The organism is Jannaschia faecimaris, assembly GCF_900107415.1.
Taxonomy (GTDB): domain Bacteria; phylum Pseudomonadota; class Alphaproteobacteria; order Rhodobacterales; family Rhodobacteraceae; genus Jannaschia; species Jannaschia faecimaris.
The window spans coordinates 27,034-49,350 of record NZ_FNPX01000022.1; the positions used below are offsets into that span (position 1 = coordinate 27,034).

20 protein-coding genes, 1 tRNA gene and 1 pseudogene are annotated in these 22,317 nt (G+C 63.1%); 13 read left to right on the plus strand and 9 right to left on the minus strand.

All coding sequences use genetic code 11. The annotated features are described in order from the left end of the window. Positions 1 to 345: 345 nt before the first annotated feature. A complete protein-coding gene (locus tag BLV27_RS17085; protein WP_092647712.1) occupies positions 346 to 978 on the minus strand; it encodes a TetR/AcrR family transcriptional regulator in 633 nt (210 codons plus the stop codon). 71 nt (positions 979 to 1,049) lie between these two features. Between BLV27_RS17085 and BLV27_RS17090 the strand changes: the two genes are divergently transcribed. From BLV27_RS17090 to BLV27_RS19885, 3 genes are all read left to right on the plus strand, one after another. After that, entirely contained in the window at positions 1,050 to 1,616 is a 567-nt protein-coding gene (locus BLV27_RS17090; protein WP_092647713.1) for a carboxymuconolactone decarboxylase family protein, read from the plus strand. Positions 1,617 to 2,043: 427 nt separating this feature from the next. Continuing rightward, positions 2,044 to 2,595, plus strand: coding sequence for an MFS transporter (locus BLV27_RS19880; RefSeq protein WP_244504732.1), 552 nt, complete (start codon positions 2,044 to 2,046; stop codon positions 2,593 to 2,595). Further along, the gene (locus BLV27_RS19885) at positions 2,486 to 3,151 is read left to right on the plus strand and encodes an MFS transporter (protein ID WP_244504733.1); all 666 of its coding nucleotides are present in this window, start codon (positions 2,486 to 2,488) and stop codon (positions 3,149 to 3,151) included. The genes BLV27_RS19880 and BLV27_RS19885 overlap by 110 nt, the downstream gene beginning before the upstream one ends. Positions 3,152 to 3,302: 151 nt before the next feature. Here the strand turns inward: BLV27_RS19885 and BLV27_RS17100 are convergent, their stop codons facing one another. From BLV27_RS17100 to BLV27_RS17110, 3 genes are read right to left on the minus strand one after another with little or no spacing between them, the layout of a single operon-like run. Further along, positions 3,303 to 4,094, minus strand: a complete 792-nt coding sequence (locus BLV27_RS17100; protein ID WP_092647714.1) for an iron chelate uptake ABC transporter family permease subunit — start codon at positions 4,092 to 4,094, stop codon at positions 3,303 to 3,305. Beyond that, on the minus strand, positions 4,091 to 4,825 hold the full coding sequence (locus BLV27_RS17105; protein WP_092647715.1) for an ATP-binding cassette domain-containing protein: 735 nt from the start codon (positions 4,823 to 4,825) through the stop codon (positions 4,091 to 4,093). Before BLV27_RS17105 ends, BLV27_RS17100 begins: the two co-directional genes overlap by 4 nt. Further along, positions 4,822 to 5,298 carry a transcriptional repressor gene (locus BLV27_RS17110; RefSeq protein ID WP_092647716.1) on the minus strand — a complete coding sequence of 159 codons (477 nt, stop codon included), beginning with the start codon at positions 5,296 to 5,298 and terminating at the stop codon, positions 4,822 to 4,824. Before BLV27_RS17110 ends, BLV27_RS17105 begins: the two co-directional genes overlap by 4 nt. Before the next feature lie 58 nt (positions 5,299 to 5,356). Here BLV27_RS17110 and BLV27_RS17115 point away from each other — a divergent pair, with 58 nt between their 5' ends. The 4 genes from BLV27_RS17115 (at position 5,357) to BLV27_RS17125 (ending at position 11,987) form a co-directional block, all read left to right on the plus strand. Beyond that, the gene (locus BLV27_RS17115; RefSeq protein ID WP_092647717.1) at positions 5,357 to 6,349 is read left to right on the plus strand and encodes a zinc ABC transporter substrate-binding protein; all 993 of its coding nucleotides are present in this window, start codon (positions 5,357 to 5,359) and stop codon (positions 6,347 to 6,349) included. A 92-nt stretch (positions 6,350 to 6,441) separates the two neighbouring features. Beyond that, a complete protein-coding gene (locus tag BLV27_RS19175) occupies positions 6,442 to 7,131 on the plus strand; it encodes an ImuA family protein (protein WP_139176724.1) in 690 nt (229 codons plus the stop codon). Then, a complete protein-coding gene (locus BLV27_RS17120) occupies positions 7,016 to 8,611 on the plus strand; it encodes a Y-family DNA polymerase (RefSeq protein ID WP_092647718.1) in 1,596 nt (531 codons plus the stop codon). The genes BLV27_RS19175 and BLV27_RS17120 overlap by 116 nt, the downstream gene beginning before the upstream one ends. 73 nt (positions 8,612 to 8,684) lie before the next feature. Next, positions 8,685 to 11,987: an error-prone DNA polymerase gene (locus tag BLV27_RS17125; protein WP_092647719.1), complete on the plus strand. Its 3,303-nt coding sequence runs from the start codon at positions 8,685 to 8,687 to the stop codon at positions 11,985 to 11,987. Positions 11,988 to 12,294: 307 nt separating this feature from the next. On the opposite strand, the gene pncB is transcribed toward BLV27_RS17125, so the two are convergent. From pncB to pncA, 4 genes are all read right to left on the minus strand, one after another. Beyond that, positions 12,295 to 13,587 carry a nicotinate phosphoribosyltransferase gene (pncB, locus tag BLV27_RS17130; RefSeq protein WP_092647720.1) on the minus strand — a complete coding sequence of 431 codons (1,293 nt, stop codon included), beginning with the start codon at positions 13,585 to 13,587 and terminating at the stop codon, positions 12,295 to 12,297. A gap of 340 nt (positions 13,588 to 13,927) precedes the next feature. Next, the gene (locus BLV27_RS17135) at positions 13,928 to 14,692 is read right to left on the minus strand and encodes a YkgJ family cysteine cluster protein (protein ID WP_170831500.1); all 765 of its coding nucleotides are present in this window, start codon (positions 14,690 to 14,692) and stop codon (positions 13,928 to 13,930) included. Between the two features lie 109 nt (positions 14,693 to 14,801). Beyond that, on the minus strand, positions 14,802 to 16,511 hold the full coding sequence (locus tag BLV27_RS17140; RefSeq protein WP_092647722.1) for a BCCT family transporter: 1,710 nt from the start codon (positions 16,509 to 16,511) through the stop codon (positions 14,802 to 14,804). A 226-nt stretch (positions 16,512 to 16,737) separates the two neighbouring features. Further along, positions 16,738 to 17,334: a bifunctional nicotinamidase/pyrazinamidase gene (pncA, locus tag BLV27_RS17145; RefSeq protein ID WP_092647723.1), complete on the minus strand. Its 597-nt coding sequence runs from the start codon at positions 17,332 to 17,334 to the stop codon at positions 16,738 to 16,740. A gap of 67 nt (positions 17,335 to 17,401) precedes the next feature. Between pncA and trhO the strand changes: the two genes are divergently transcribed. The 3 genes from trhO to BLV27_RS17160 all read left to right on the plus strand — a co-directional run bounded on the left by trhO (position 17,402) and on the right by BLV27_RS17160 (position 19,691). After that, complete coding sequence (trhO, locus tag BLV27_RS17150; protein WP_092647724.1) at positions 17,402 to 18,301, plus strand: oxygen-dependent tRNA uridine(34) hydroxylase TrhO; 900 nt, start codon at positions 17,402 to 17,404, stop codon at positions 18,299 to 18,301. Positions 18,302 to 18,547: 246 nt separating this feature from the next. Beyond that, positions 18,548 to 19,252, plus strand: a complete 705-nt coding sequence (locus BLV27_RS17155) for an alpha/beta fold hydrolase (RefSeq protein ID WP_092647725.1) — start codon at positions 18,548 to 18,550, stop codon at positions 19,250 to 19,252. 55 nt (positions 19,253 to 19,307) lie between these two features. Further along, entirely contained in the window at positions 19,308 to 19,691 is a 384-nt protein-coding gene (locus BLV27_RS17160) for a DMT family transporter (protein ID WP_244504734.1), read from the plus strand. Between the two features lie 6 nt (positions 19,692 to 19,697). On the opposite strand, the gene BLV27_RS17165 is transcribed toward BLV27_RS17160, so the two are convergent. Continuing rightward, complete coding sequence (locus BLV27_RS17165; protein WP_092647726.1) at positions 19,698 to 21,104, minus strand: FAD-binding oxidoreductase; 1,407 nt, start codon at positions 21,102 to 21,104, stop codon at positions 19,698 to 19,700. Between the two features lie 102 nt (positions 21,105 to 21,206). On the opposite strand from BLV27_RS17165, the gene BLV27_RS17170 reads away from it, so the two are divergent. From BLV27_RS17170 to BLV27_RS17180, 3 genes and pseudogenes are all read left to right on the plus strand, one after another. Continuing rightward, positions 21,207 to 21,283 (plus strand) — tRNA-Met (locus BLV27_RS17170). A 477-nt stretch (positions 21,284 to 21,760) separates the two neighbouring features. After that, positions 21,761 to 21,946: an Arm DNA-binding domain-containing protein gene (locus tag BLV27_RS20250; protein WP_092647727.1), complete on the plus strand. Its 186-nt coding sequence runs from the start codon at positions 21,761 to 21,763 to the stop codon at positions 21,944 to 21,946. Between the two features lie 173 nt (positions 21,947 to 22,119). Then, positions 22,120 to 22,317, plus strand: a pseudogene (locus BLV27_RS17180) (transposase); the annotation flags it as partial.

Genomic DNA, 22,317 nt, shown 5'->3' on the forward strand with positions numbered 1-22,317 from the left:
AAAGTATTGCCAATTTTTTCGCGCGCAGCAAGGTGCTGAGGCCATTGAAAATAATCAATCCGCTTGTCCCGTAGGCACCACCCGCCTGCAGAATTCCGTCTATTCGTCGCTGGACCCCTATACGTGGCGCGCGCTCCTGCTTTGTCGAGTGTCATGCTCTGTGGCGGTCTGACGTGGCCAAACCGCGATTTCGCCACCGTTGACGGCGCATTCGTCATGGGCGGTTCGAAAGCCGATGGGTGTTCGAAAATGGCACGGGCTCGGTCACGTTGCACAGGGTGACAATTACGTAACGTCATGAGGCCCGGAATCGTGTCGCATGCGTGGCGAAGACGGAATTTGGCATCAACCGGCAGTCGGTTCCGCGTAGCGGGACGCCGCCGATCGGGCGATGCGTGTCAACTCGCTGGCGGTGGCACCGGCGCGTGCGCGTATCATCATACCGGACGCTACCGATACGAGAAGCATCGCCTCGGTCTCGGGTGAGGTCGCGGGGTTAGACTCCCACTGGGCGGTGCGGATGCGCTCTGCCAGCGGCTCCTCCAATTGTGCGCACCGCTGCTCCAGCGAAGCGCGAAATACCGGATTGCTTCCCGCCGCATCAGCCAAGGCACATGTGATCAGGCAGCCTGTTGGCCCGTCTTCGCCCGTCGCAAGGCGGACGACACCGTCAAAGAAACGTTCCAGATCGTCGTGCAACGTGCCCGTGGGTCCAAGCGCCGCGATCAGCGGGCCTATCCTTTGCGTGCCGTAGTGGTCGAGTGTCGCGAGGAACAGACCCTCTTTCGTGCCGAACTGTTGGTAAAGGCTGGCGCGCGGCATACGCATCGCCCGGCAAAGCCGGTCCACCGACGCGCCTTCGAAACCCTGCGCCCAGAACACGCGCATCGCCGCCTCCAGCGCTTCAATCTCGTCAAAGCCGCGGGGGCGCCCCCGCTTGCGCGCGGCGGTTTCCGTGTCACCAATTTTTGAACTCATCGTTCTTAAAATACTTGAAGCTCACGTGGTCGTCAATTTATAGAACGATCGTTCCAAATAAGGAGAACTCCATGTCAAGGTCCGCCCTGATTTCCATTGAGCCCGAAACCATCGAAAGCGCGGCACCGCGTGCGTCCGAACTCTTGCAAGCTACGCAGAAGAACTTCGGCTTCGTTCCCAACATGTATGGCTACATGGCAAAGCTGCCCGGCGTTCTGGCGGGCTACATGTCCACCTACAAAGACTTCCGGTCCGAGTCTGGGTTCACCCCGCCGGAGCAGGAGGTCGTGTTCCTGACGATCAGCCGCGTAAACGGCTGCACCTATTGCACGGCGGCGCATTCGATGGTCGCGGACAAAAGCTCCGGTGTGCCGGCCGATGTGCTCAAGGCGCTTCGCGACGGCGAAACGCTGCCTGATGAAAAACTTCAGGCGCTGTCGAGCTTTGCTGAAGAGATGGTCCTGTCGCGCGGCAATCCGGGCCAGGACGCGGTCGATGCCTTCCTTGCGGCAGGCTATACTGAACAAAACGTGCTTGGTGTCGTTCTCGGCATCGCCTGCAAGACGTTCTCGAATTACGTCAATGGCCTTGCAGGCACACCCGTCGATGATGCCTTCGCCGCCTACAAGGTGGACTGACCGATACATGGCATTGTAGAGTGCCGCGCCCCTTTGAGGGGCGCGGCAAGACGTCTCAACGCAAGTATGGCTGGCACCGCCGGATGTTGATCGCCCGAAGTCGCGTTGGGGCTGATACGCATGACCGGTGATCGCACTGTGCTGGAAGTTATATGCCGAATGAGGCTGCACGGCCCGGATTGGCACAACGACCTCAAGACATTTGCGCCCGCCGGAGCGCGGAGCAGTGTCGTAGCAACCGCAATGGCGCATGACGTCCAGACCCATGCGGTTGGCCCACCTCCGTAGACAAGTCAGCCCGACATCTTGATCCCGACCTATGTTGCGAAATGCTTTGGCGAAAAGATCAACCATGTGAAAAGCATCAGGAACGCCCAGACCCTGTCGAGGTCGACCCTTTCTTCGTCTAAATGCAGTACAAGCGTCAATGACTCGCTGGCACATTCTGGCGATGCTCTTCATGGCGCGGATCGGGTTAGCGTTGCAGTTTCAAACGCTCGGCTCCGTCGGCGATGACCTGATCGTCGCTTTCGGACTCGACTATGCAGGCATCGGTCTTCTCATTGGCCTATTCATGGTGCCGGGGCTTTTTCGGGCACGGCCGGTCGGGTTTGCGGGCCGCTTTGCCTCGGATCGCGTTCTGGCGGCATCAGGGCTGTGCGTGCTGGCTATTGGGGGTCTCATTTCAGGTGCCGGGGCGGAAAGCTGGACAATCGATCTGGGTCGGGTTCTGGCCGGGTGCGCATCAATTTTCAATTCACCAAGGTGGTTGCTGACTGGTTCGGCGAACGCGATGAGCATCCTTGTGATGAGTTGGCCCTTCGGGATCGCGATGGGCCAGGGTGGCCATGCATGGCTTGCGGAAGCCTATGGCTGGTGGGTGCCGTTTCAGGTGGTGCCGCCCTACTGCATCCCGGCGGCCGTCGGCCTTTTCCTTTTTCCACCCACCGGAAGGTTCAGGCTCTTCCGGTTCCGCTAAGGCGACGCGTCTGACGGCGAGAGAATGGCAACTGATCCTCCGCGCCGATGCCGCCTGGGGTTTGTTCAATGCAGGCCATGTCGCGTATCTGTCCTTCGGTCCCACGGTCTTGGAAGCGCGGGACTGCAGCGCCTTGAATGCCGCGTGGATCATCAGCGTCGCAGGCTGGGTCATGATCTTGCCGGGTGCGCTCTGCGGGCAGGTCGCGGACCGGTTTGGCCGGCGGGACACGATCCTTACGGTATGCATGGCCTCTTCCGTGGCGGCCTTGCTGTTGCTTGGCCTGCGGCGCGCCGGTCTTGGGGTAAGCTTGCTGTTCGGCCTCGTCGGTATGGCACCTGCCGGAGTCATAATGGCCTTGGCAGGAGAAGCGCTGCGAGCCGGGCAACGCGCCTTTGGCATGGGTGTCTTCTTCACCGTCTACTACGCGATCATGATCACCAGTCCGTCAAATTGGCGGGGCAATTTTCGGTGCAACGGGAGATTCGACCGGACCCATTCTCTTCGGTATGATCCTTTTCGCAGCCGTCGTGCCTGCCGCGCTCGTCTTTCGTAGGGTCAAATCAGATCAGGCAGCCGCGGCGGTAAGGGGGCTTTGAAATGAGCGGTCAGAAACTGTTCTGACGCTAATGTTTGCCATGTTGGACGAGATGGGACGGCCCCGCGTCTTGGGCTTGACGGACGCTCCCCCCGACCCGATCCGACGCTCAGCCGCGTAGTCGCGCAACCTGCCCTACCAGGAACCCTGCGGTCGCCACGCAAACGATGGTCGGTCCTGCCGGCGTGTCCAGGTGTCGCGCGGCAACAACACCAAGACCGGCCGCGCCTGCGCCGAGACATGCGGCCAGAACTGCCATCCGTTCCGGCGTTCGCGTAAAGGTGCGGGCGGTCGCGGCCGGGATCAACAGCAACGCCCCCACCAGTAACGCGCCCAGAACTTTCAATCCACAGGCGACGACGATCGCCAGGGCCACCGTCAGGATCAGCTGTTCCCGTCGAGGGTTGACGCCTGACGCAAACGCCAAGTCCGGTCCCATCGTCGATATGAGAAGCCGCGACCACCGCCACGCGAGCAGTCCTGCGACAATGATCGCGCCTATCCAGATAAGAACTACGTCCCACCGCGTCACCGTCAGGATGTCGCCGAAAAGATAACCGAACAGGTCGAGACGAACGCCCGGCATCATCGAAACGGCCACCAGGCCGATGGCCAGCGCGGAATAGGACAAAACACCGAGCGTCGTATCTGTCGTTCCGCCTCGTTCTGTCAGGGTGGTCACGGCGAGCGCCATCAGGAAAGCGATGGCAAGCGCACCGCCGAAAATCGGCGCATCGAAGGCCAGTGCCAGCGCCACGCCGAGGATCGACGCATGCGCCGTCGCATCCGAAAAATACGCCATGCGCCGCCAGATGATAAAACATCCCAGGGGGCCGGCGGCCATCGCGATCCCGATCCCCGCCAATGCTGCCCGCACCAGAAAGCTGTCGAGCAGCATCAGGCGCTCTCTCCATGGTCGTGGTGGTGATGGCTATGTTCGTGCCGGTAAAGCGCCAGCGCGCCCCCGGTGCCCGTTCCGAACAAGGCGCGGTATTCCGGGGCGGAGGCCACATGCTCGGGGTGACCTTCGCAGCAGACGTGACCATTGAGGCAGATCACCCTGTCCGACGCGGCCATGACAACGTGCAATTCGTGACTGACCATGAGGACTGCGCAACCGGTGTCGGCGCGAATGGCCTCGATCTGCCGATAGAAGGCTGCGGAGCCGGCCTGGTCCAAGCCTTGCGTCGGTTCGTCCAGCACCAGGATATGCGGATCATTCAGAAGGGCACGCGCCAGAAGTATGCGCTGTCGCTGTCCGCCCGAAAGGCTGCTCAGTTGTGCCTGTCCCGCGTGCGGCAGGCCCGCGCGGGACAGGGCGGCATCCGCGGCGGCGTCATCGACCGGGCGAGGTAGGCTCAGAAACCGACGGACCGTCATCGGCAGATGGGGGTCGACGGGCAATGTCTGCGGGACGTACCCGATCCGCAGGCCGGGGGCTCGCCGAATGCCACCGCTGGCAGGACGGACCGCGCCGATCATCGCCCGGAGCAGGGTGGACTTGCCCGATCCGTTCGGCCCGACGATCGTGACGATCTCTCCGGGTGCAATGGCCAGGTCGATGCTGTGCAGAACGCGCCGCCCGCCATAGGTCACGTCCAGGCGATCCGTGCGGATCAGGGGGGCGGTCACGCTAGGATGCCCTGACAAGTGGGGCAAAGGCCCTCGGCTTCCATGACCGCCCGCTCGACGGCAAAATTTGCGCCGCTGGCGGCCTGACCCAGGGCCGCGGCGCTGTCGGCCTGTGTTTCCGCGACGGCTTGGCAGTTGCGACAGATCAGAAGGACCGGCGCATGGCTTTGTCCGGGCGCGGTACAGGCAACGAACGCATTGAGGCGTTCCACGCGATGCGCAAACCCGTATTTCACGAGGAAATCCAAGGCACGGTAGGCGACAGGTGGTTGGGCATTCATCCCGTCCGCGCGCAGGACATCCAGGATTTCATAGGCCCCCAAGGCGCGATGATGCGCCAACAGGATCGCCAGGACACGATGGCGGATGGGCGTCAGTTGCAGCCCTTCGTCAGCGCAATGCGCTTCGGCCGCCGCAAGGGCGCTGTCGATGCAATCCGAATGATCGTGTATCTCGAAGCCGATGGGTGTCATATCGGGTTGATATGTTATAACATCGCCTCTAACAAGCGTGTGCCAACCGGAGTACGCCATGATCGGTCGCCTTGCGCCATTTTTCGCCTGTCTCGCTTTGCCTGCATTGGCCGAGGTGCCAGTTGTCGTTGCCGATATCGGGCCGGTGCATTCCATGGTGGCGCGCGTGATGGACGGCGTCGGGACACCTGTTCTGATGATTCCCGCGGGGGTGTCGCCACATGGACATGCGATGCGCCCGTCCGAGGCCGCCGCCCTGACGCGTGCGGATCTGGTGGTTTGGGTCGGTGCGGCCCTTGCCCCCTGGATGGAGCGTGTGGTCGAGACGCTTGCGGAGGACGCGCGGTCGCTGGAGTTGCTGGAGGATGTTGGCGTGGCACCTTCGCCCAAGGCATTGCAGGCGGAAAATATGGAGGCAGAACCTGGCGATCATCCGGGGGATGACCACGGACACGCCGAGCATGAAGAACATGCGGAAGCTGATCATTCAGGCGAAGACCATGGACATGCAGACGATCATGGCCATGATCACGGAGGTATCGATCCGCATGCTTGGCTCGACCCGGCCACGGGCAAGCTCTGGCTGGACCGGATCGCGGAAGTCCTGACAGAACTCGATCCGGAAAACGAGATCATCTACGCGGCGAACGCAGACGCCGGGAAGGCGGAACTGGACAGTCTCATGATGGAGATCCGCGCGCGGATGGTGCCTTTGCAGGGACGCGGGTACATCACGTTTCATGACGCTTACAGCGGGTTCGAGGAGCGGTTCGACATACCGTCTCTGGGGGCGATCTCGGTCAGCGATGCCGCCCCCGCCTCGGCCGGGCAAGTGGCTTCCCTGCGGGAGGTTGTCGTTGCGTCACAGGCCGTCTGCGTCTTTGCCGAGCCGCAGTTCGACCCGGGTCTGGTCAAGACCTTGACCGAGGGGACATCTGCGCGATCCGGTGTTCTGGATCCGCTGGGTGCCACGTTGCAGCCGGGGATCGACCTTTACCCGACATTGCTGCGCAACCTGTCAATTTCTTTGGAAGATTGCCTGACGCCGTGATTCCGGCCCGAAGGAGGCAGGAGGGGACTCGACAAATGTGATTCAAAAAGAGAACATAACATGAACATTAATCGATTCTCTGGTGGCCTTCGATGACTGATCCCACGCCGGATTCCGCTTTGCCCGCATTTACAGAGGCCTTCTCGAACACGCGGGATGGTGCGGGGACGGGCCTGGTTCTGGCGCAGATCGACGCCGCCTTGTCGGCGGCGCAGCGGGCAAGGGGGCCTATTTTATGGGTTCAGGATGCCCGCGCTGTGCAGGAAGGGGGCGTGCCCTGCCAACGGGGAATCGCGGAACTTGGGTTGAAAATGCCCATCCTGCGCATCGCGGCACGGTCCGCCGCCGATGCGCTCTGGACGATGGAGGAGGGTTTGGAATGCGCCGCATTGTCCGCTGTCGTGGGCGAGGTCTGGGGGAACCCGAAGGCCTTGGATTTCACGGCGACCAAACGCTTGGCGATGCGGTCGCGCCGGTCGGGCGTGCCGGTCTGGCTGATGCGGCCGGATGGTGTGGCGGACCTGTCGGTCGCGCCCGACCGCTGGCGTGTCGACCCGGCTCCCTCACTCGACAACCCGTGGGACGCGCGTGCGCCGGGGCGGGCGCGGTGGTTGGCCGATTTGTTTCGCACACGACGCGGAGCCCCGACCCGTTGGGTGGCCGAACATGATCCGGCGGCGCATCGTCTCGATCTGGTTGCCGCGTTTTCCGATCGCCCGTTGGGAGAGAGCGCAGGCGATGCAGCCCGCCCAGCCTTCCGTTCCGTGGGAGGAGGTGGCTGACGGCCTCGATCCCGATGCCCCTCTGGTGCTGGCGGCGCAGGGCCCCCATGGCCCGGTTGTCCACGCCGCCAATCCGTCCGCGCAGGCCGAAGGGGCCGCGCGCGGCATGCGTATCACTGATGTTCGCGCGCTGACGCCGATGGTGCAGGTCGTGCCGGCCGATCTGTCCGGCGATGCGGAGGCGCTGCGCCGCCTGATGCTATGGTCCCGGCGCTGGTGTCCCTGGTCGGCGAGCGACGGGGCGGATGGTATCGTGCTGGACACGACCGGGTCCGATCACCTCTGGGGGGGCGAGGCGGCGATGCTGTCGGACATGCAGGCCCGCCTGCGCGATCTGGGACAGGAAGCGCGGCTGGCGGTCGCGCCCACCCACGGCGCGGCCTGGGCCTTGGCCCGTTACGGCGCTGCGCGTGAAATCTGCGGTCCGTCCGCACTCAAGGCCCGGCTGGCGATGCTGCCGGTCGCGGCGCTGCGGCTGGATGGTGCGACGTTGCTGACCCTGCGGCGGCTGGGGCTGAAACATATCGGCGATCTGATGCTGATCCCCCGCGCGACGCTGGAGCGCCGGTTCGGTCGCGACGGTCGCGCGCTGATGACACCGCTCAGACGGTTGGACCAGATGACCGGCGACCTGCCCGAACCCATCGTCAGCCCGCCCCCGCCGCAGCGCTTCCGCGTCGTGCATCGCCTTGCCGAGCCGGTGATGGACCCGCAGCCGCTGTTACCCGAACCGATGCAGATGCTTTGTGCCGAACTGGCCGCCGCGGGGCAGGGACTGCGCGGGCTGCGTCTTGAGTTGTATCGCACCGATGGCACCACCAGCCGGTTCGAAGCGGGCTGTGCCCAGGCCAGCCGAGATCCGGCGCATCTGCAGAACCTGCTGACCTGCCACTTCGAAAGCCTGGACGCGGGCTTTGGCTTCGACACGCTCAGCCTGGAAGCACTGCGCCCGGAACCGCTCGCGGCGGCGCAAGTCCGGCTTGATGGCGGGGTGCAGGCCGATGTGGCCCTGGCCACTTTGGTTGACCGGCTGACCGTGCGGCTGGGGCCTGATGCGGTGCAGCTACCCGACCCGGTTGAAAGTCACTTGCCAGAATGTGCCGACCGCTGGTCGCCCGCGGTGCGCCGCGCTGGTCTTCTGGCTCCCGGTGGCCTGGGCGGCGGCGGCCTGGTCGCGCCGTCGCGGGACCGCCCCGTGCGCCTGTTGCGCTCACCCGAGCGGATCGAAGTGCTCTACGCCGTGCCCGAAGGCCCGCCCGTACGGTTCAAATGGCGGCGCAAGCCCTACCTGATCCGCCGTCATCAGGGGCCTGAACGTATCGCCCCCGAATGGTGGCGCGCGCGTCCCGGCACCCGCCTGCGCGATTACTACAAGGTCGAGGTGGAGGCGGGCGAACGCTACTGGCTCTTCCGGGAGGGGATCATGGGGGACGGGCGCGGCGGCGAACCCGACTGGTTCCTTCATGGCCTTTTCGCCTGATCCCAAATGTTCACTGCCCTTTCTCTGCTTTGGAAATACTCCGGGGTCTGGGGCAGAGCCCCAGCCGTGACCCATGCCTGATCAGCCCCCCACCCCCGACAAACGTACTCTCGACCCGGATCAGACGTTCCGGAAAAACCCCCGCGCGCCCTTTGTGGAGCTGGGCCTGACGACCTGCTTTTCGTTCCTGTACGGCGCATCCGAACCTGTGGATTTGGTGACGACGGCCCATGCCCTCGGCTATCACGCGCTTGGCGTGGCGGATCGCAATTCCATGGCTGGCGTGGTCCGCCTGCATGTCGAGGCGAATACGACGAAAATCAAACCCCTGATCGGGACGCGTATCGTGTTGACCGATGGTACCGCAGTCTTGGCCTTTCCCCGTGACCGGGAGGCTTACGGCCGGCTCTGCGCCCTTATCTCCAAGGGGCGGATGTCGGGGTTGAACGGAGAATGGCAGGCCAAGGGACAATGCGACCTGAGCCTCAATGACCTGGCCGACCATCAGGCAGGCAGCCTGCTGATCGCGCTGCCGCCCGACGACCTGACCGCCTTCGAGGCGCAACTTCCCAGTCTGGTGCGCCGGTTGCCGTCGCTGTCGCATGTCGCGGTGGCGCATCTCTACCGGGGCGACGATCACGCCCGGATCGAACGGCTGGACCGGTTGGCACGCTTTCACGGTCTGCGGATCGTGGCGACGAACGACGTTCATTATCACTCGGCCGCGCGCCGTCCTCTGCAGGACGTGCTGACCTGCATCCGGGAAAAGGTCAGGCTGGCCGAAGCTGGATACCATCTGCACGCCAACAGCGAACGTCATCTGAAATCACCCGAGGAGATGATCCGCCTGTTCGCCCGCTGGCCCCATGCCATCCGTGAAAGCCTGACGATTGCCGATCAGCTTGACTTCAGCCTGACGGAATTGCGCTACGAATACCCCGAGGACGACATCCCGGCTGGCCGCACGCCGGATGAGCATCTGCGTATTCTGACCGAGGCTGGGGCGGCCCGCCGTTATCCGGAGGGCGTCCCGCAGAAGGTCCGCGATGCGATCGAGATGGAGTTGCCCTTCATCCGCCGCAAGCAACTGGCCCGCTACTTCATCACCATTCAGGAGATCGTCGGCCATGCCCGCAGTCAGGGCATCCTGTGCCAAGGGCGCGGCTCGGCTGCCAATTCGGTGGTCTGTTATTGTCTCTGGATCACGTCGGTTGACCCGGCGCAGCACGATGTCCTGTTCGAACGCTTCCTGTCCGACGAACGCGACGAGCCGCCCGACATCGACGTTGATTTCGAGCATGAACGCCGCGAGGAGGTGATCCAGCATATCTATGCCCGCTATGGGCGCGAACATGCCGGGTTGGCGGCGACGGTTATCCACTACCGCCCCCGCATGGCGATCCGCGAGGTGGGCAAGGTGATGGGCCTGTCCGAAGACGTGACCGCCGCGCTGGCAAAGACCGTCTGGGGCAGTTGGGGCCAGTCCGTGGACGACATGCATCTGGAGGAATCCGGCGTGAACATGCGCGATCCTCTTATCCGGCAGGCGATCCGGCTGACCGACATGCTGATCGGGATGCCGCGCCACCTGGGACAGCACGTGGGTGGGTTCATCCTGACCCGTCACCGACTGACCCACACGGTGCCTATCGGTAACGGGGCCATGCCCGACCGCAGTTTCATCGAATGGGACAAGGACGACATCGAGGCGCTTGGCATCTTCAAGGTGGATGTACTGGCGCTTGGGATGCTGACCTGTATTCGCAAATGCTTCGATCTGTTGCGTGATCACTATGCCACCAAGATGGAACTGGCTACGATCAAGGAGGGCGACGCACCGACCTATGACATGCTGTGCCGGGGCGACTCCCTGGGTGTGTTCCAGGTGGAGAGCCGGGCGCAGATGGCGATGTTGCCCAAGCTGAAGCCACGTGTCTTCTATGACCTGGTGATCCAGGTCGCCATCGTGCGGCCCGGCCCCATCCAGGGCGACATGGTGCATCCTTACCTGAAGCGTCGGCGCGGGGCCGAGGTTATATATTATCCCAAGCCGGGTCCGCAGCATGACCCGGACGAGTTGCGCAACATTCTGAGCCGCACGCTGGGCGTGCCCATCTTTCAGGAACAGGCCATGAAGATCGCCATCGTCGCCGCCGAATTTTCAGGGGGCGAGGCGAACCAGCTGCGCAAGGCCATGGCGACGTTCCGGGCCAAGGGCAAAGTGTCGGACCATAAGGCCCGCATGGTCGAGCGGATGGTCGCGCGCGGGTACGAGCCTGACTTCGCCGCTCGCTGTTTCAGCCAGATCGAGGGGTTCGGCGAATACGGCTTTCCCGAAAGCCACGCCGCCAGTTTTGCCCACCTGGTGTACGTCTCCAGCTATCTGAAATGTCATCACCCTGACATCTTTGCCTGTGCGCTTCTTAATTCGCAGCCGATGGGGTTCTACGCGCCTGCGCAGATCGTCGACATGGCGCGCCGCGCGGGCGTGGAGGTGCGGGCCATCGACGTCAATTATTCCGCGTGGGACAATACACTGGAGCCGGTGTCGACGGGTGTCTTCGCGCTGCGGCTGGGCCTGCGGCAACTGTCGGGGTTCAAGGCCGACGATGCGGCGCGGCTGGTCGGTGCCCGTCACGTGCCTTTCACCGGGGTGGAGGATCTGCGCCGTCGCACCCGGATCAGCAAGCGCGGGATCGAGATCCTGGCCGCTGCCGATGCCTTCCGGTCCTGCGGGCAGGATCGGCGCGCCGCGCTCTGGGATGCCAAGGCTATCCGTTCGGGGCCGGAACTTCCGCTGTTCACCCACGGGGATGCGCCAGATGTGGGCGAAGATCCCGCGCATCTGCTGCCGGATATGCTGATGCACGAACAGGTGGTCGCCGATTACCAGACCGCGCGCCTGTCGCTAAGGGGACATCCCCTGCGGTTCATGCGCCGCGCCATGGACAAGGGCGGCTATACCCGCGCCGCCGATCTGCACACGCGGCGGTTCAACGAGAAGGTTTCGGTCGCGGGGCTTGTCCTGATCCGGCAGAAACCCGGTAGTGCGAAGGGTGTCTGCTTCATCACGCTGGAGGACGAGACGGGGGTGGTGAACATTGTTGTCTGGCCGGATCTGTTCAAGACGTTCCGCAAGGCGATCATGGGGGCCCGGCTGATGGCGGTGCATGGGCACGTGCAATACGACGGCGCGGTGCTGCACGTCGTCGCCCACGAAATCGTCGATCGCAACGACGCGCTGGCCCGCCTGTCCGAGGATGAGCTGGGGCCGACCTTGGCGCGTGCCGACGAAGTGGCGCGCCCGGTACCCGAACACACCAGCCGCCATCCCCGCGATGTGCGCGTCATCCCGAAGTCGCGGGATTTCCACTAAGGGGACGGTGCCGGTCCGCGCGCCCGATCCTGGCTACGTGCTGGATGATGATGCCGTGCGTCAGAGGTCGGCGGCCTCATGGTGGTGATTGCCGACATCGCGATCAGGCCCCATGCCTCACGTCAATGGTGAGGCGGGAAGGTCCTGACCTTTCCGGCGCGGGGCCTCAGGCGTTCCAACCATCCTCTGGACCATCCGAAAACGGGACAATCACATATTAGTCGCTGCGCACTTCGGAGGAGCGTCTCGGGGTAACGACTGTTTCAGACAGGTTGGCGGTCAGGTGACCGCCTGTTGTCCAGCCGTATCAAACAACAACCTCCATCGCATCCTGATCGCCGACATCGAAAACCCGCTTATATCGGGCGATCTCGGCCTTCGGTCCCATGGCCTTGCGCGGATTGTCCGAGAGTTTCACGGTGGGGCGACCGTCGGCCTCGACCGCCTTGCACACCAGCGAGAACGGGGCGAGGGCGTCGTCCGCCACCAGCCCCCGGAAGTCGTTGGTCAGCAGGGTGCCCCAACCGAAAGACACGCGGACGCGGCCCTGAAACTGGCGGTGGAGTTCTTCGATCTTGTCGACGTCCAACCCGTCGGAAAAGATGACGAGCTTCTCTGTCGGATTCTCCCCGCGTTCTTTCCACCAGCGGATTGCCGTCTCGGCCCCTGTCGCAGGATCGCCGGAATCGACGCGGATGCCCGTCCAGCCCGCCAGCCAGTCAGGGGCGTTCTCCAAGAAGCCTTCGGTCCCATAAGTGTCAGGCAGGATGATGCGCAGGTTGCCCTCGTGTTCCTCCTGCCAGTCGGCGAGCACGTCGTAGGGGGCCCGCGCCAGCGCCGCGTCGCCATCGGCCAGCGCGGCGTAGATCATGGGCAATTCGTGGGCGTTGGTACCGATCGCCTCAACATCGCGATTCTTGGCGATCAGGCAGTTGGAAGTGCCGGCGAAGTTGTCGCCCAGGCCTTCGCGAAGCGCCTGCACGCACCAGTCCTGCCAGAGGAACGAATGGCGCCGCCGGGTACCGAAGTCGGCGAGGCGGAGGTCTTCGAGGGCGCGCAGCCGTTCCACCTTTTCCCAAACGCGGGTCATCGCGCGGGCATAGAGTACCTGAAGTTCGAACCGCCCCATGTCGCGCAGCACCGCACGGGAGCGCAACTCCATCAAGATGGCGAGCGCCGGAATTTCCCAGAGCATGACCTCGGGCCAGGGCCCTTCAAAAGTAAGCTCGTATTGCTCGCCCACGCGTTCAAGGTGGTATTCGGGAAGGCGCAGGTTCTCGAACCATTCCATGAAATCGGGGCGGAACATCTGGCGTTTGCCATAGAAGGTATTGCCGCGCAGCCAGGTGGATTCGCCACGGGTAAGCGACAGCGTGCGCACGTGGTCGAGCTGTTCGCGCAGTTCCCCCTCGTCGATCAGGTGGGCAAGCGGGACGTGGATGGAGCGGTTGATCAGGCTGAACCGGACCTGCGTCGTCGGATGTTTGCGGAAGACGGACTGACACATGAGAAGCTTGTAGAAATCGGTGTCGATCAAGGATCGGACAATCGGATCGATCTTCCATTTGTGGTTCCAAACGCGCGTGGCGATGTCGTTCATTGCGGACCTCATGTGCGGGGCGCGGTGGATTCGGACGCAGGTTAACCCGGTCAGGACACTGAGAAATAGTCCTTGTCGGTCGATTGGATGACACGGGCATGTCGGGAGCGCCCGGCGGATTGGTGTTTGATCTGCAATCGGCCTCTTGGTTGCCCGGGCGTTTGTTCGGCACGTTACGTGTGCAAACGGCAGCAGACCCGCGTTTGGCGAACGTGTCGACGTGCCATTCCGGAAGCCAGAAAGCACGGCACAAAAAGTGTCCGACCGCCGAGCTTTGGCACATTCAAGCGGCCAGTGGTCAAGCGGCCAGTGTTTGCCGCCGACTGTCAGGCGTCAGGTTTCAGTGGGCCCGGAAAATCCCACGAGACAGCCGCCGACGTTCCGTGTCGAGAGATCCGGGCGGGTGGCGGGAGGATTTGAGGGCGGATTCGACTTCGGCGAGCCCCAGGGCGGCAGTCGCGACTTTCTTGAGCGAATAGGTCGGGACCGTCGTGACCCCCTTGAGCGCCGCCCGGGCGAGCGATTGCACCGCGATATGGATGATTTGCGCCGGCAGCGTGCCAGTGCCGGGCTTGGCGTCGCCCTCGGCAATGGCTTCACATGCGGTCACATCGCGGCTGACGTAGGTTCGGCAAATCATCGGACGCGCGTCATACGCCCGGCAAAGGCGCGTTTCCGGGTCCAGCGCCGGGCAGGCGTGCGTATGCCAGGCGCGTCCGTCCGGCTGACCGGCGAGGGGCGTCAGCACTGCGTGTAGCGCGCGCGCCTCGGCCCCCGTGATCGTGCCGCCGTCATCGCCGGGAAGAATGCAACAGAAGGCACAGCCCGCTTTACAGTCAAGGCCTTCGGGTGCGGGGCTTTGATCGACCATCGCTTGCCCGACCTGTCGCGCGGCGGACCCGGAGGCGAGGTCACGAACGATGCCGGTGAACGGTTCGGTGCGGACGGTGCCCAGCCAGGCCATCAGCAGACCCCGTGCCTGTTCGACGACTTGCGGTGGCGTGCCGGACAGGCGCGCGGAAGAGATGGCGGCGCGCAGGCTCTCGACATCGCGGGGCGGGCCGGAACGTGCGGCGCGGCGGGCGGTGCGGGGGGATTTCGACATCTGGCGGCTCCGGGGCTGGGCCAGTGGGTTAAACCAAACCCGGCTCCGTGCTGCCAGCAGAAAGGGGGCCCGAAGGCCCCCTTTCAAGATCTTGAAAACGACGTTGGGCTTATTCCGCCGGAACGACTGGACCCGGAACATGCGGCTCGGACGCCCCCGGGATTTCGTCGAAGGTGGTCGGAACGCCTACCTTTTCGCGGCGACCGTCGTTGAAGATCGCCTTGATCAACGACAGCGCCATCAGCACCATAACCACCGAGAATGGCAACGCACCGATCACCATGGCCGTCTGGATGGCAGATGTGCCGCCCGAGATCAGTAGGCCCGCAACCACCGTACCCAAGGCAACGCCCCAGAACAGGATGTGTGGGCGCGCTTTGGGGCCCTCGTCACCGGCCGCGTTGATCGTGTTCACGATCAACACCGCCGAGTCTGCCGAGGTGACCAGGAAGGTCATCAGCAGAACGACGATCAGCAACGACATCCCCCAAGACAGAACCGCGGAGATCGGCTCCAGCATGACCGTCGTCATGGCGAAGATCTTGTCCCCGTCGGAGGCACCAAAAATGGCACCATTGGCCACGTTGTTGAGCTCCAGATCGATCGCGGTTCCTCCGGCCCAGGCGAACCAGACGAAGCACATAAGCGCCGGGACGATCATCGCGCCCAGCACGAATTCGCGGATCGTCCGACCGCGCGAAATGCGCGCCAGGAACAGACCCACAAAGGGCGCGAAAGCGATCCACCAAGCCCAGTAGAACACCGTCCAGCTGCCCTGCCAGCCAGCGAGTTGCGACGCGACGGAGCCTTCGACGCCATCACCGCTCCAGACCGTACTCAGCATCGCGGGTGTCGCGATCAAGTAGTCCCAAAGCCCCACTGTCATGGCCTTGAAGCCGAAGAACGTCGCCCCGAAAAGCAGAAAGAATGTGAGCAGGAAGATAGACAGGCCCATGTTGATGTTGGACAGCCACTTGATGCCCTTGCCAACGCCGGACAGTGCCGAAAGCGTCGAGGCCCCCATGATCACCAGAAGTGCGATGATGACGCCTAACGTCGTGACGGCACCCTCTGCATCTGTAAGACCGCCGATGCCGATGCGGGTCAGGCCGGCGGCGAATTGTTCAACGCCGAACCCCAGAGTCTGGGCGACACCAAGGATGGTGGCAATCACTGCGACCACGTCGATCACGTGACCCAGAACGCCCGAAAGGTGCTTGCCGAAAAGCGGGGTGAGCGCGGAGCGGATCGTCAGTGGCAGGCCACGACGGTAGCTGAAGAACGCAAGGCAGAGCCCGGCGATCGCGTAGCAGGCCCAAGCCCCCAAACCCCAATGCAGGTAAGACCACTTGTAGGCGTTCATGACATTGTCCGCCCCGCTTCCGGTGGCCAGCCCCTTGATGACGTCGGGGTTGTTCTGGAAGTGATAGACCGGTTCGGCCACCGCCCAGGTCAGCATGCCGACGCCGATGCCGGCCCCGAACATCATGGAGAACCAAGAGAAGTTCCCGAACTCGGGGCGTTCGTCGTCGAGGCCAAGGCGCATACGCCCGCCCGTGGGCCAGATCGCCAGCCCAAGGCAGACCACCACGAAAAGCGCCACGACCCAGATGTACCAAGCGGCGAAGTTCTGGAGAATGAAGCTGTTGAAGCCGTTGAGGACGGCCCCCGACTGAATCGGCCAGAAGATGGCCCATACGCAAAGAATGCTGATTATGATCTTGGCCGGAACTGCGACTGAAGTGGAGAAGCCATTGTAGAAGCCTCCCTCGGTTGTGCGGATCGGCAGGTCCGTAAGCGGTGGGTCGATATTCGACATTTTTTGGTCCCTGTTTACTTTTTTGCTGCGCCATTCTGCGCGTATCGATCCATGCGTTGTATGCGGAATCCTACAGAATTCTAGAGAAAACGACATAATGATGTCGTTTTAGGGCAACTGGGCGGAGGCTGGAGGCGGAATCATGCGCAATCGCGAGAACCGTGTGGCGGCGGAGCGGTAGCACTTGAGCGGCTTTATTCCGGCACTGCGGCGAGGAATTTGAAGGTCAGGCTAGCGTGACGCCGGCGCTTGTCATCCCGACCCGTGCAGCCGCATGGCTGCCGTCAAGGTCGATTGCCCGACACAGCGCGGTATCCACCGTTACGACAAAGCCCAGTTGCGTGGCATCAACGGCAGAGAAGTTGACACAGAAGTCCGTGGCAAGGCCTACCATCGTCAGGTCGGTAACGCCCAGCGTGCGCAAAAGCCCCTCCAGCCCCGTGGGCGTCTCGTGGTCGTTTTCAAAAAATGCTGAGTAGCTGTCGATGGCGGGGTTCATGCCCTTGCGAATGATAGCGCGAGCCCGGTTGGTGTTGAGCCCCGGATGGAAGGCCGCGTCCTCGGTGCCCTGGATGCAATGATCAGGCCAGAGGACCTGCGCGCCGTACGCCATGTCGATCACATCATAGGGAGACTTGCCCGCGTGGCTGCTGGCAAAGCTGGAGTGACCAGCCGGATGCCAATCCTGCGTAAGGATCACATGGGGAAAGCCGGCCATGCGGGCGTTGATGCCGGCTACGATCTCGTCACCGCCAGGCACCGCCAAGTTGCCGCCGGGGCAGAACCCTTTCTGCACGTCGATCACAATCAGGGCTTTGGTCATGGCGGGCCTCCTTTCTCGTAATCCTAAAGCTTGAGGCGCGCGGGGCAAAGGCTTATGGCCGTGCCGCATGATCACCGTTGCCGCGCTGTACCAATTCACGTCGTTCTCGGACCCTGCTGCCCTGCGCGGCCCGTTGCTAGACGTTTGCCTGGCGAACGGGGTGGCGGGCACGCTGCTGCTGGCCCCCGAAGGCATCAATGGCACCATCGCGGGGCCGCAGGCCGGGATAGACGCGGTCCTTGCTCACATCCGCTCCCTGCCGGGTTGCCGGGCGGTGAGACCGAAGTACGCGACAACACCAACGATGCCCTTCGGCAAGATGAAAGTCCGCGTGAAGCGCGAGATCGTGACGATGGGGCAACCCGATGTGGACCCGCGCGCGGGTACCGGACGCTATGTCACGCCGCAGGATTGGAACGCGGTGATCGCGGATCCGGAGACCGTCGTCGTCGATACGCGCAACGACTACGAAGTGGCCATCGGTACGTTCAGGGGCGCGATTGACCCGCAAACGCAGGCTTTCGGCGACTTCCCCGACTGGTGGGCGGCAAACGCCGAGGCACTGGCGGGCAAGCGCATTGCGATGTTCTGCACAGGTGGTATCCGCTGCGAGAAATCAACTGCGTTTCTGCGTCAACAGGGTGTCGAAGACGTCGTGCATCTTCAGGGCGGAATCCTGAAATACCTTGAAGATGTGCCCGCGAGCGACAGTCTGTGGCAGGGCGCGTGCTTTGTCTTCGATGATCGGGTCAGCGTCGGGCACGGGTTGGCACCTGGCGGCCACGTCCTCTGTCATGCCTGTCGTCGCCCGCTGGAGGCTGAGGACACGGGCCGCCCTGAATACGAGGCGGGCGTGCAATGTCATCGCTGCGTGGATCAATTCGACGAAAACGACCGCGCGCGTTTCCGCGAACGGATGAAACAGATCCGGCTGGCCCGCGACCGGGGCCAAAGGCATCTGGGGTGATCAGGCATCCGTGTCAGGGTGTTCGTCGCTGTCTTCCAACCGGGCCCAGTGGTGCGTCAGAACGCGAAAGCCGACCACGGCCAGAAACACCCCGGCGGCGAGCATGAAGAAATCGGTCATTCGTTCCTCCCGAAACCGATAATGACTTTCGAATCGTAGCACAGGTCCGCGATGCTATAAATCCAGTCGTTGCGAAGCGTGCGCGGGGGCGTCACAATCCAAGCAAGGTTGCTTCCGGAGGACGCGATGACCACACCCCTGCTGCTGCTTCCGGGCATGATGTGCGATGCGCGGCTTTTCGCCCCCCAGTTGGCCGCGATCCATGATCGCGCAATCATGGTCAGTCCTATCGCCGCCGCGGACACCACTGCCGCGTTGGCCCGCATCGTTCTGGATGCAGCGCCGCCGCGCTTTGCGTTGGCGGGTCTGAGCATGGGCGCGATCGTCGCGATGGAGGTGATGGCGCAGGCCCCTGAACAAATCGCGGGTCTTTGCCTGATGGACAGCAACCCCAAGGCTGAACACCCTGAGGTCGCCGCCGCGCGCGAGCCGCAGATCCAGCGCGTGCGCGATGGGAGTTTGCGCGCGGTGATGCGTGACGAAATGCGGCCGGGCTATCTGGCGGACGGGCCAAACCAGGGTGCGATCCTGGACACCTGCATGGCGATGGCTGAAACGATGGGACCGGTCACTTTTGTACGCCAGTCGCGGGCGCTGCAAACGCGGGCGGACCGGCGTGAGACCCTGTCAGGAGTCAAGGTACCCGCGCTGATCCTGTGCGGTCGGGAAGACATGCTCTGCCCCCCGCGGCGGCACGAGATGATGCACGAACTGATCGAAAACTCCGAACTTGTCGTTGTTGAGGGGGCGGGTCACCTGCCGACCCTGGAGCAGCCGCACGTGACCACACGCGCGATCTGCCATTGGCTGGAGAAGGTCGATCACCAATGACGCCACACGCGGTGATCATACTCGCGGCGGGGTTTATATCCCGGTTCTGTCAGCGTTGAACGCGCGTCCGGGGGCCAATATCAGCGGCTTGGCGGCGACAGCACGGGTTCTGTTCACAGTGGCGCTGGCCTGCGCGGGGGGTGCCACGCTGATGAAGGGACCCCGCGCGCAGGCCCGCTTGTCCGGCCAACCGCTGCACCTGTTCGGGGCGGGGGTGCTCACTGCGTTTTACGTACTATCGGTAACCTGGATCGCGCCGGTCTTCGGGGTGGGCAACGCTGTATTCTTCGTTTTGATGGGTCAGCTTGGGTCAGCGGCACTCATTGATCAGTTTGGCCTGTTCGGGGCACGGCAACTGGCGCTTTCGCCTGTGCGTTTTGGCGGACTGGCCCTGATGGCCGCAGGCCTCGCAATGACGCAGCTCGGCCCTCGGGAATGAGGCGCATCACGCGTCAGGGATGACCTTTCCCGGATTCATGCGGTTGTTCGGGTCCATCGCCTGTTTGATCGCACGCATCACATCAAGGGCGACCGGATCTTTTCGGCGGGTCATCGTCCTGAGTTTGCTCAGCCCGATACCGTGCTCGGCGCTGATGGACCCACCGAGGTCGACGGTCACGCCCTCGATCATCTCACGGATCGCATCCAGATGCGCGGGGTCGTCGCGTGTGGGGTAGACGGTCAGATGGACGTTGCCGTCGCCCAGGTGCGCCACGATCAGGTCATCGGCCCCTTCGTCAATCTTCTTCAAATGCGCCCGCATCCGGTCAATGAAGGGCCCCACCCCGTCCAGTGGCAGCGCCACATCGTTGTCCACGATAGGCAGACGGGTGAAGGTGATTTCGGCGGCGGCCTCGCGCATTTCCCAGATGAAGGCGCGCTGCGCTTCGTTCTGCGCGATCATCGCGTCCAGCACCTCGCCTGCCTCAACCGATTGTTCCAGAACGGTTTCCATCACGTCGTCCAGCGGGCGGGACAAACCACCCATGTCGATCATCACCGCGTGGTCGTGAATGTCGAAGGGCTGGCGCAGATCGGGCCGATATTTGGCAAGCTCTCTCATGTAGTTGCGCGGCATGTACTCGAAAGCCTCAACCGCGCCATCGCTGGCCGTTTGCAGGCGGCGCAGCAGGACCAATGATGCCGGCAGGTCGCGCACGGCGACGAAGGCCGTGGCGTGATACCGGGGCTTTGGTGTCAGGCGCAGGACCGCAGCGGTGATAATACCCAGCGTGCCCTCCGCTCCGATGAAGAGGTCGCGCAGATCCAAGCCGGAGTTGTCCTTGCGCAGCTCGCTCATCAGGTCCAGCACGCGGCCATCCGCCAGCACCACTTCCAGCCCAAGCACCAGGCCCCGCGTCGGGCCGTGCCGGACAACGTTCGATCCGCCCGCATTCGTTGACAGAAAGCCGCCGACGCGGGCCGATCCCCGGGCACCGAACGTCAGTGGAAAGATCATGTCGTGCCGTTCCACGGCGGTATGGATGTCGGATAGGATGGCCCCCGCCTCGACCACGGCCAGGCCGGCTTGGGGCCTTACGTCACGGATCGCGGTCATCCGTTCCAGCGATACCATCAGCGCGCCTGTGTTTGCCGTGCCGCCTACCAGCCCGGTGTTGCCGCCCACCGGTACGACCGACAGGTCATGACGCGCGGCCAGCTTCACCACCTGAGAGACCTGGCCCGTGTCGGCAGGGCGCACCACAGCCATTGGGTCGGCACGCCATTTGCCCGTCCAGTCGCGGGCGAAGCGGTCTGTGTCAGCTCCGATAAGGACATGGGCGTCGCCCAGAAGCGCGCGCAAATCGGACAGGGCGGCGGCGTTTGCCGTGGGTTCGGACTGGGCAGTCATAGCGGCTCCTCCGACAGGGAAGGTGTCACGGGGCGGGTGCGAAGAAAAGGCAAGACGATGGTCTTGACGCCCCAGCGTCCGCGCCGTATCCCGCCCGACGTTGGCGGTGTAGCTCAGTTGGTTAGAGCAGCGGAATCATAATCCGCGTGTCCGGGGTTCAAGTCCCTGCACCGCCACCATCTCCAACCCCTTGCAAAGCAATGGGTTGTGACGCCAATATCCCGATATACACAAGATCAAAAGAGGGTCGAAAGATCCGCCAGTGTTCGTGTTTGACCGTCCGTATCCACCTCGTATGCGGAACGAACGAGGAATGTCGTGGTGAAGGGTGTCGCGAAACCCTAGTTCTAGCGGACGGAAGCGCTGCAACGCTCCGGCCAAGCCAGAGCTGAAGAAGTCGAAAGAAGATAGCCCTTATCAAGGCAGCAACCACACCAAAAGAACAAGCAGTCCAACACCTTCAAGCGGGGCTTGGTACGGGCGTCCGAGGCATCAAAAGCGAAGGCATCAAAGCCCTCCTCGCCTAATCTTCTGTCACCTTTGGACAGCCACGCACGGACCTCGAGTATCGCAAACTTGCCCACGGTGCCAAGTTGCGGTGTCCAGCGCACCCCGGCCTACCGTTGCGCCACTGAAAACGCACGGGCAGGGTCTGGATTTTCCAGTATCGGGACCAGACCACAGGGAAGGAACGCGAGCACCAGTTCGGGCACTATCCGGAGATGTCCCTGTCAGACGCTCGTGATAGGTGTGCGGAACTGCGAGCTCGGCACAAGGCCGCTCAGCCTTTGATAAATGAACCGCAAACCACGTTGACCATTGCGGATATCATAGACGCCTAGCTAAGGAGACACCTGTTCTTTCAAAACCGATTGTGACCCCGGGAGCCAATGCATAAAAGCGTCCGGGATTTATGGAACGTGCATGTGATGGATGCACCTTCCATACGGGGGTCTCTGTTGCACAAATTCTGTGAGGGGTTCATCTGGCGAAACCAAGGTGGTCGCTGGACGACATGAGCAGACCTACGCCCCCAACCTACAAGACCAGGAACTGGCCGGCCTACAATGAAGCGCTCAAGCGCCGTGGCCCGCTGAGAATCTAGTTTGACCCAGAGATGATCTGGGATGCTGCGCCGACCGGCAAACGCGGCCGACAGCAAACCTACAGCGATACCGCCATCCAGACATGCCTGACGATGAAGGTGCTGTTC

What these genes read in the sequence shown, in the direction of transcription:
- BLV27_RS17125 (WP_092647719.1), top strand. Translation starts at nt 8,685, where the DNA reads ATGCCTGATCAGCCCCCCACCCCCGACAAACGTACTCTCGACCCGGAT.
- pncB (WP_092647720.1), bottom strand. Translation starts at nt 13,587, where the DNA reads ATGAACGACATCGCCACGCGCGTTTGGAACCACAAATGGAAGATCGAT.
- BLV27_RS17155 (WP_092647725.1), top strand. Translation starts at nt 18,548, where the DNA reads ATGACCACACCCCTGCTGCTGCTTCCGGGCATGATGTGCGATGCGCGG.
- BLV27_RS17085 (WP_092647712.1), bottom strand. Translation starts at nt 978, where the DNA reads ATGAGTTCAAAAATTGGTGACACGGAAACCGCCGCGCGCAAGCGGGGG.
- BLV27_RS17120 (WP_092647718.1), top strand. Translation starts at nt 7,016, where the DNA reads ATGATCCGGCGGCGCATCGTCTCGATCTGGTTGCCGCGTTTTCCGATC.
- BLV27_RS17115 (WP_092647717.1), top strand. Translation starts at nt 5,357, where the DNA reads ATGATCGGTCGCCTTGCGCCATTTTTCGCCTGTCTCGCTTTGCCTGCA.
- BLV27_RS19885 (WP_244504733.1), top strand. Translation starts at nt 2,486, where the DNA reads ATGGCTGGTGGGTGCCGTTTCAGGTGGTGCCGCCCTACTGCATCCCGG.
- BLV27_RS19175 (WP_139176724.1), top strand. Translation starts at nt 6,442, where the DNA reads ATGACTGATCCCACGCCGGATTCCGCTTTGCCCGCATTTACAGAGGCC.
- BLV27_RS19880 (WP_244504732.1), top strand. Translation starts at nt 2,044, where the DNA reads ATGACTCGCTGGCACATTCTGGCGATGCTCTTCATGGCGCGGATCGGG.
- BLV27_RS17110 (WP_092647716.1), bottom strand. Translation starts at nt 5,298, where the DNA reads ATGACACCCATCGGCTTCGAGATACACGATCATTCGGATTGCATCGAC.
- trhO (WP_092647724.1), top strand. Translation starts at nt 17,402, where the DNA reads ATGATCACCGTTGCCGCGCTGTACCAATTCACGTCGTTCTCGGACCCT.
- BLV27_RS17165 (WP_092647726.1), bottom strand. Translation starts at nt 21,104, where the DNA reads ATGACTGCCCAGTCCGAACCCACGGCAAACGCCGCCGCCCTGTCCGAT.
- BLV27_RS17135 (WP_170831500.1), bottom strand. Translation starts at nt 14,692, where the DNA reads ATGTCGAAATCCCCCCGCACCGCCCGCCGCGCCGCACGTTCCGGCCCG.
- BLV27_RS17090 (WP_092647713.1), top strand. Translation starts at nt 1,050, where the DNA reads ATGTCAAGGTCCGCCCTGATTTCCATTGAGCCCGAAACCATCGAAAGC.
- BLV27_RS17140 (WP_092647722.1), bottom strand. Translation starts at nt 16,511, where the DNA reads ATGTCGAATATCGACCCACCGCTTACGGACCTGCCGATCCGCACAACC.
- pncA (WP_092647723.1), bottom strand. Translation starts at nt 17,334, where the DNA reads ATGACCAAAGCCCTGATTGTGATCGACGTGCAGAAAGGGTTCTGCCCC.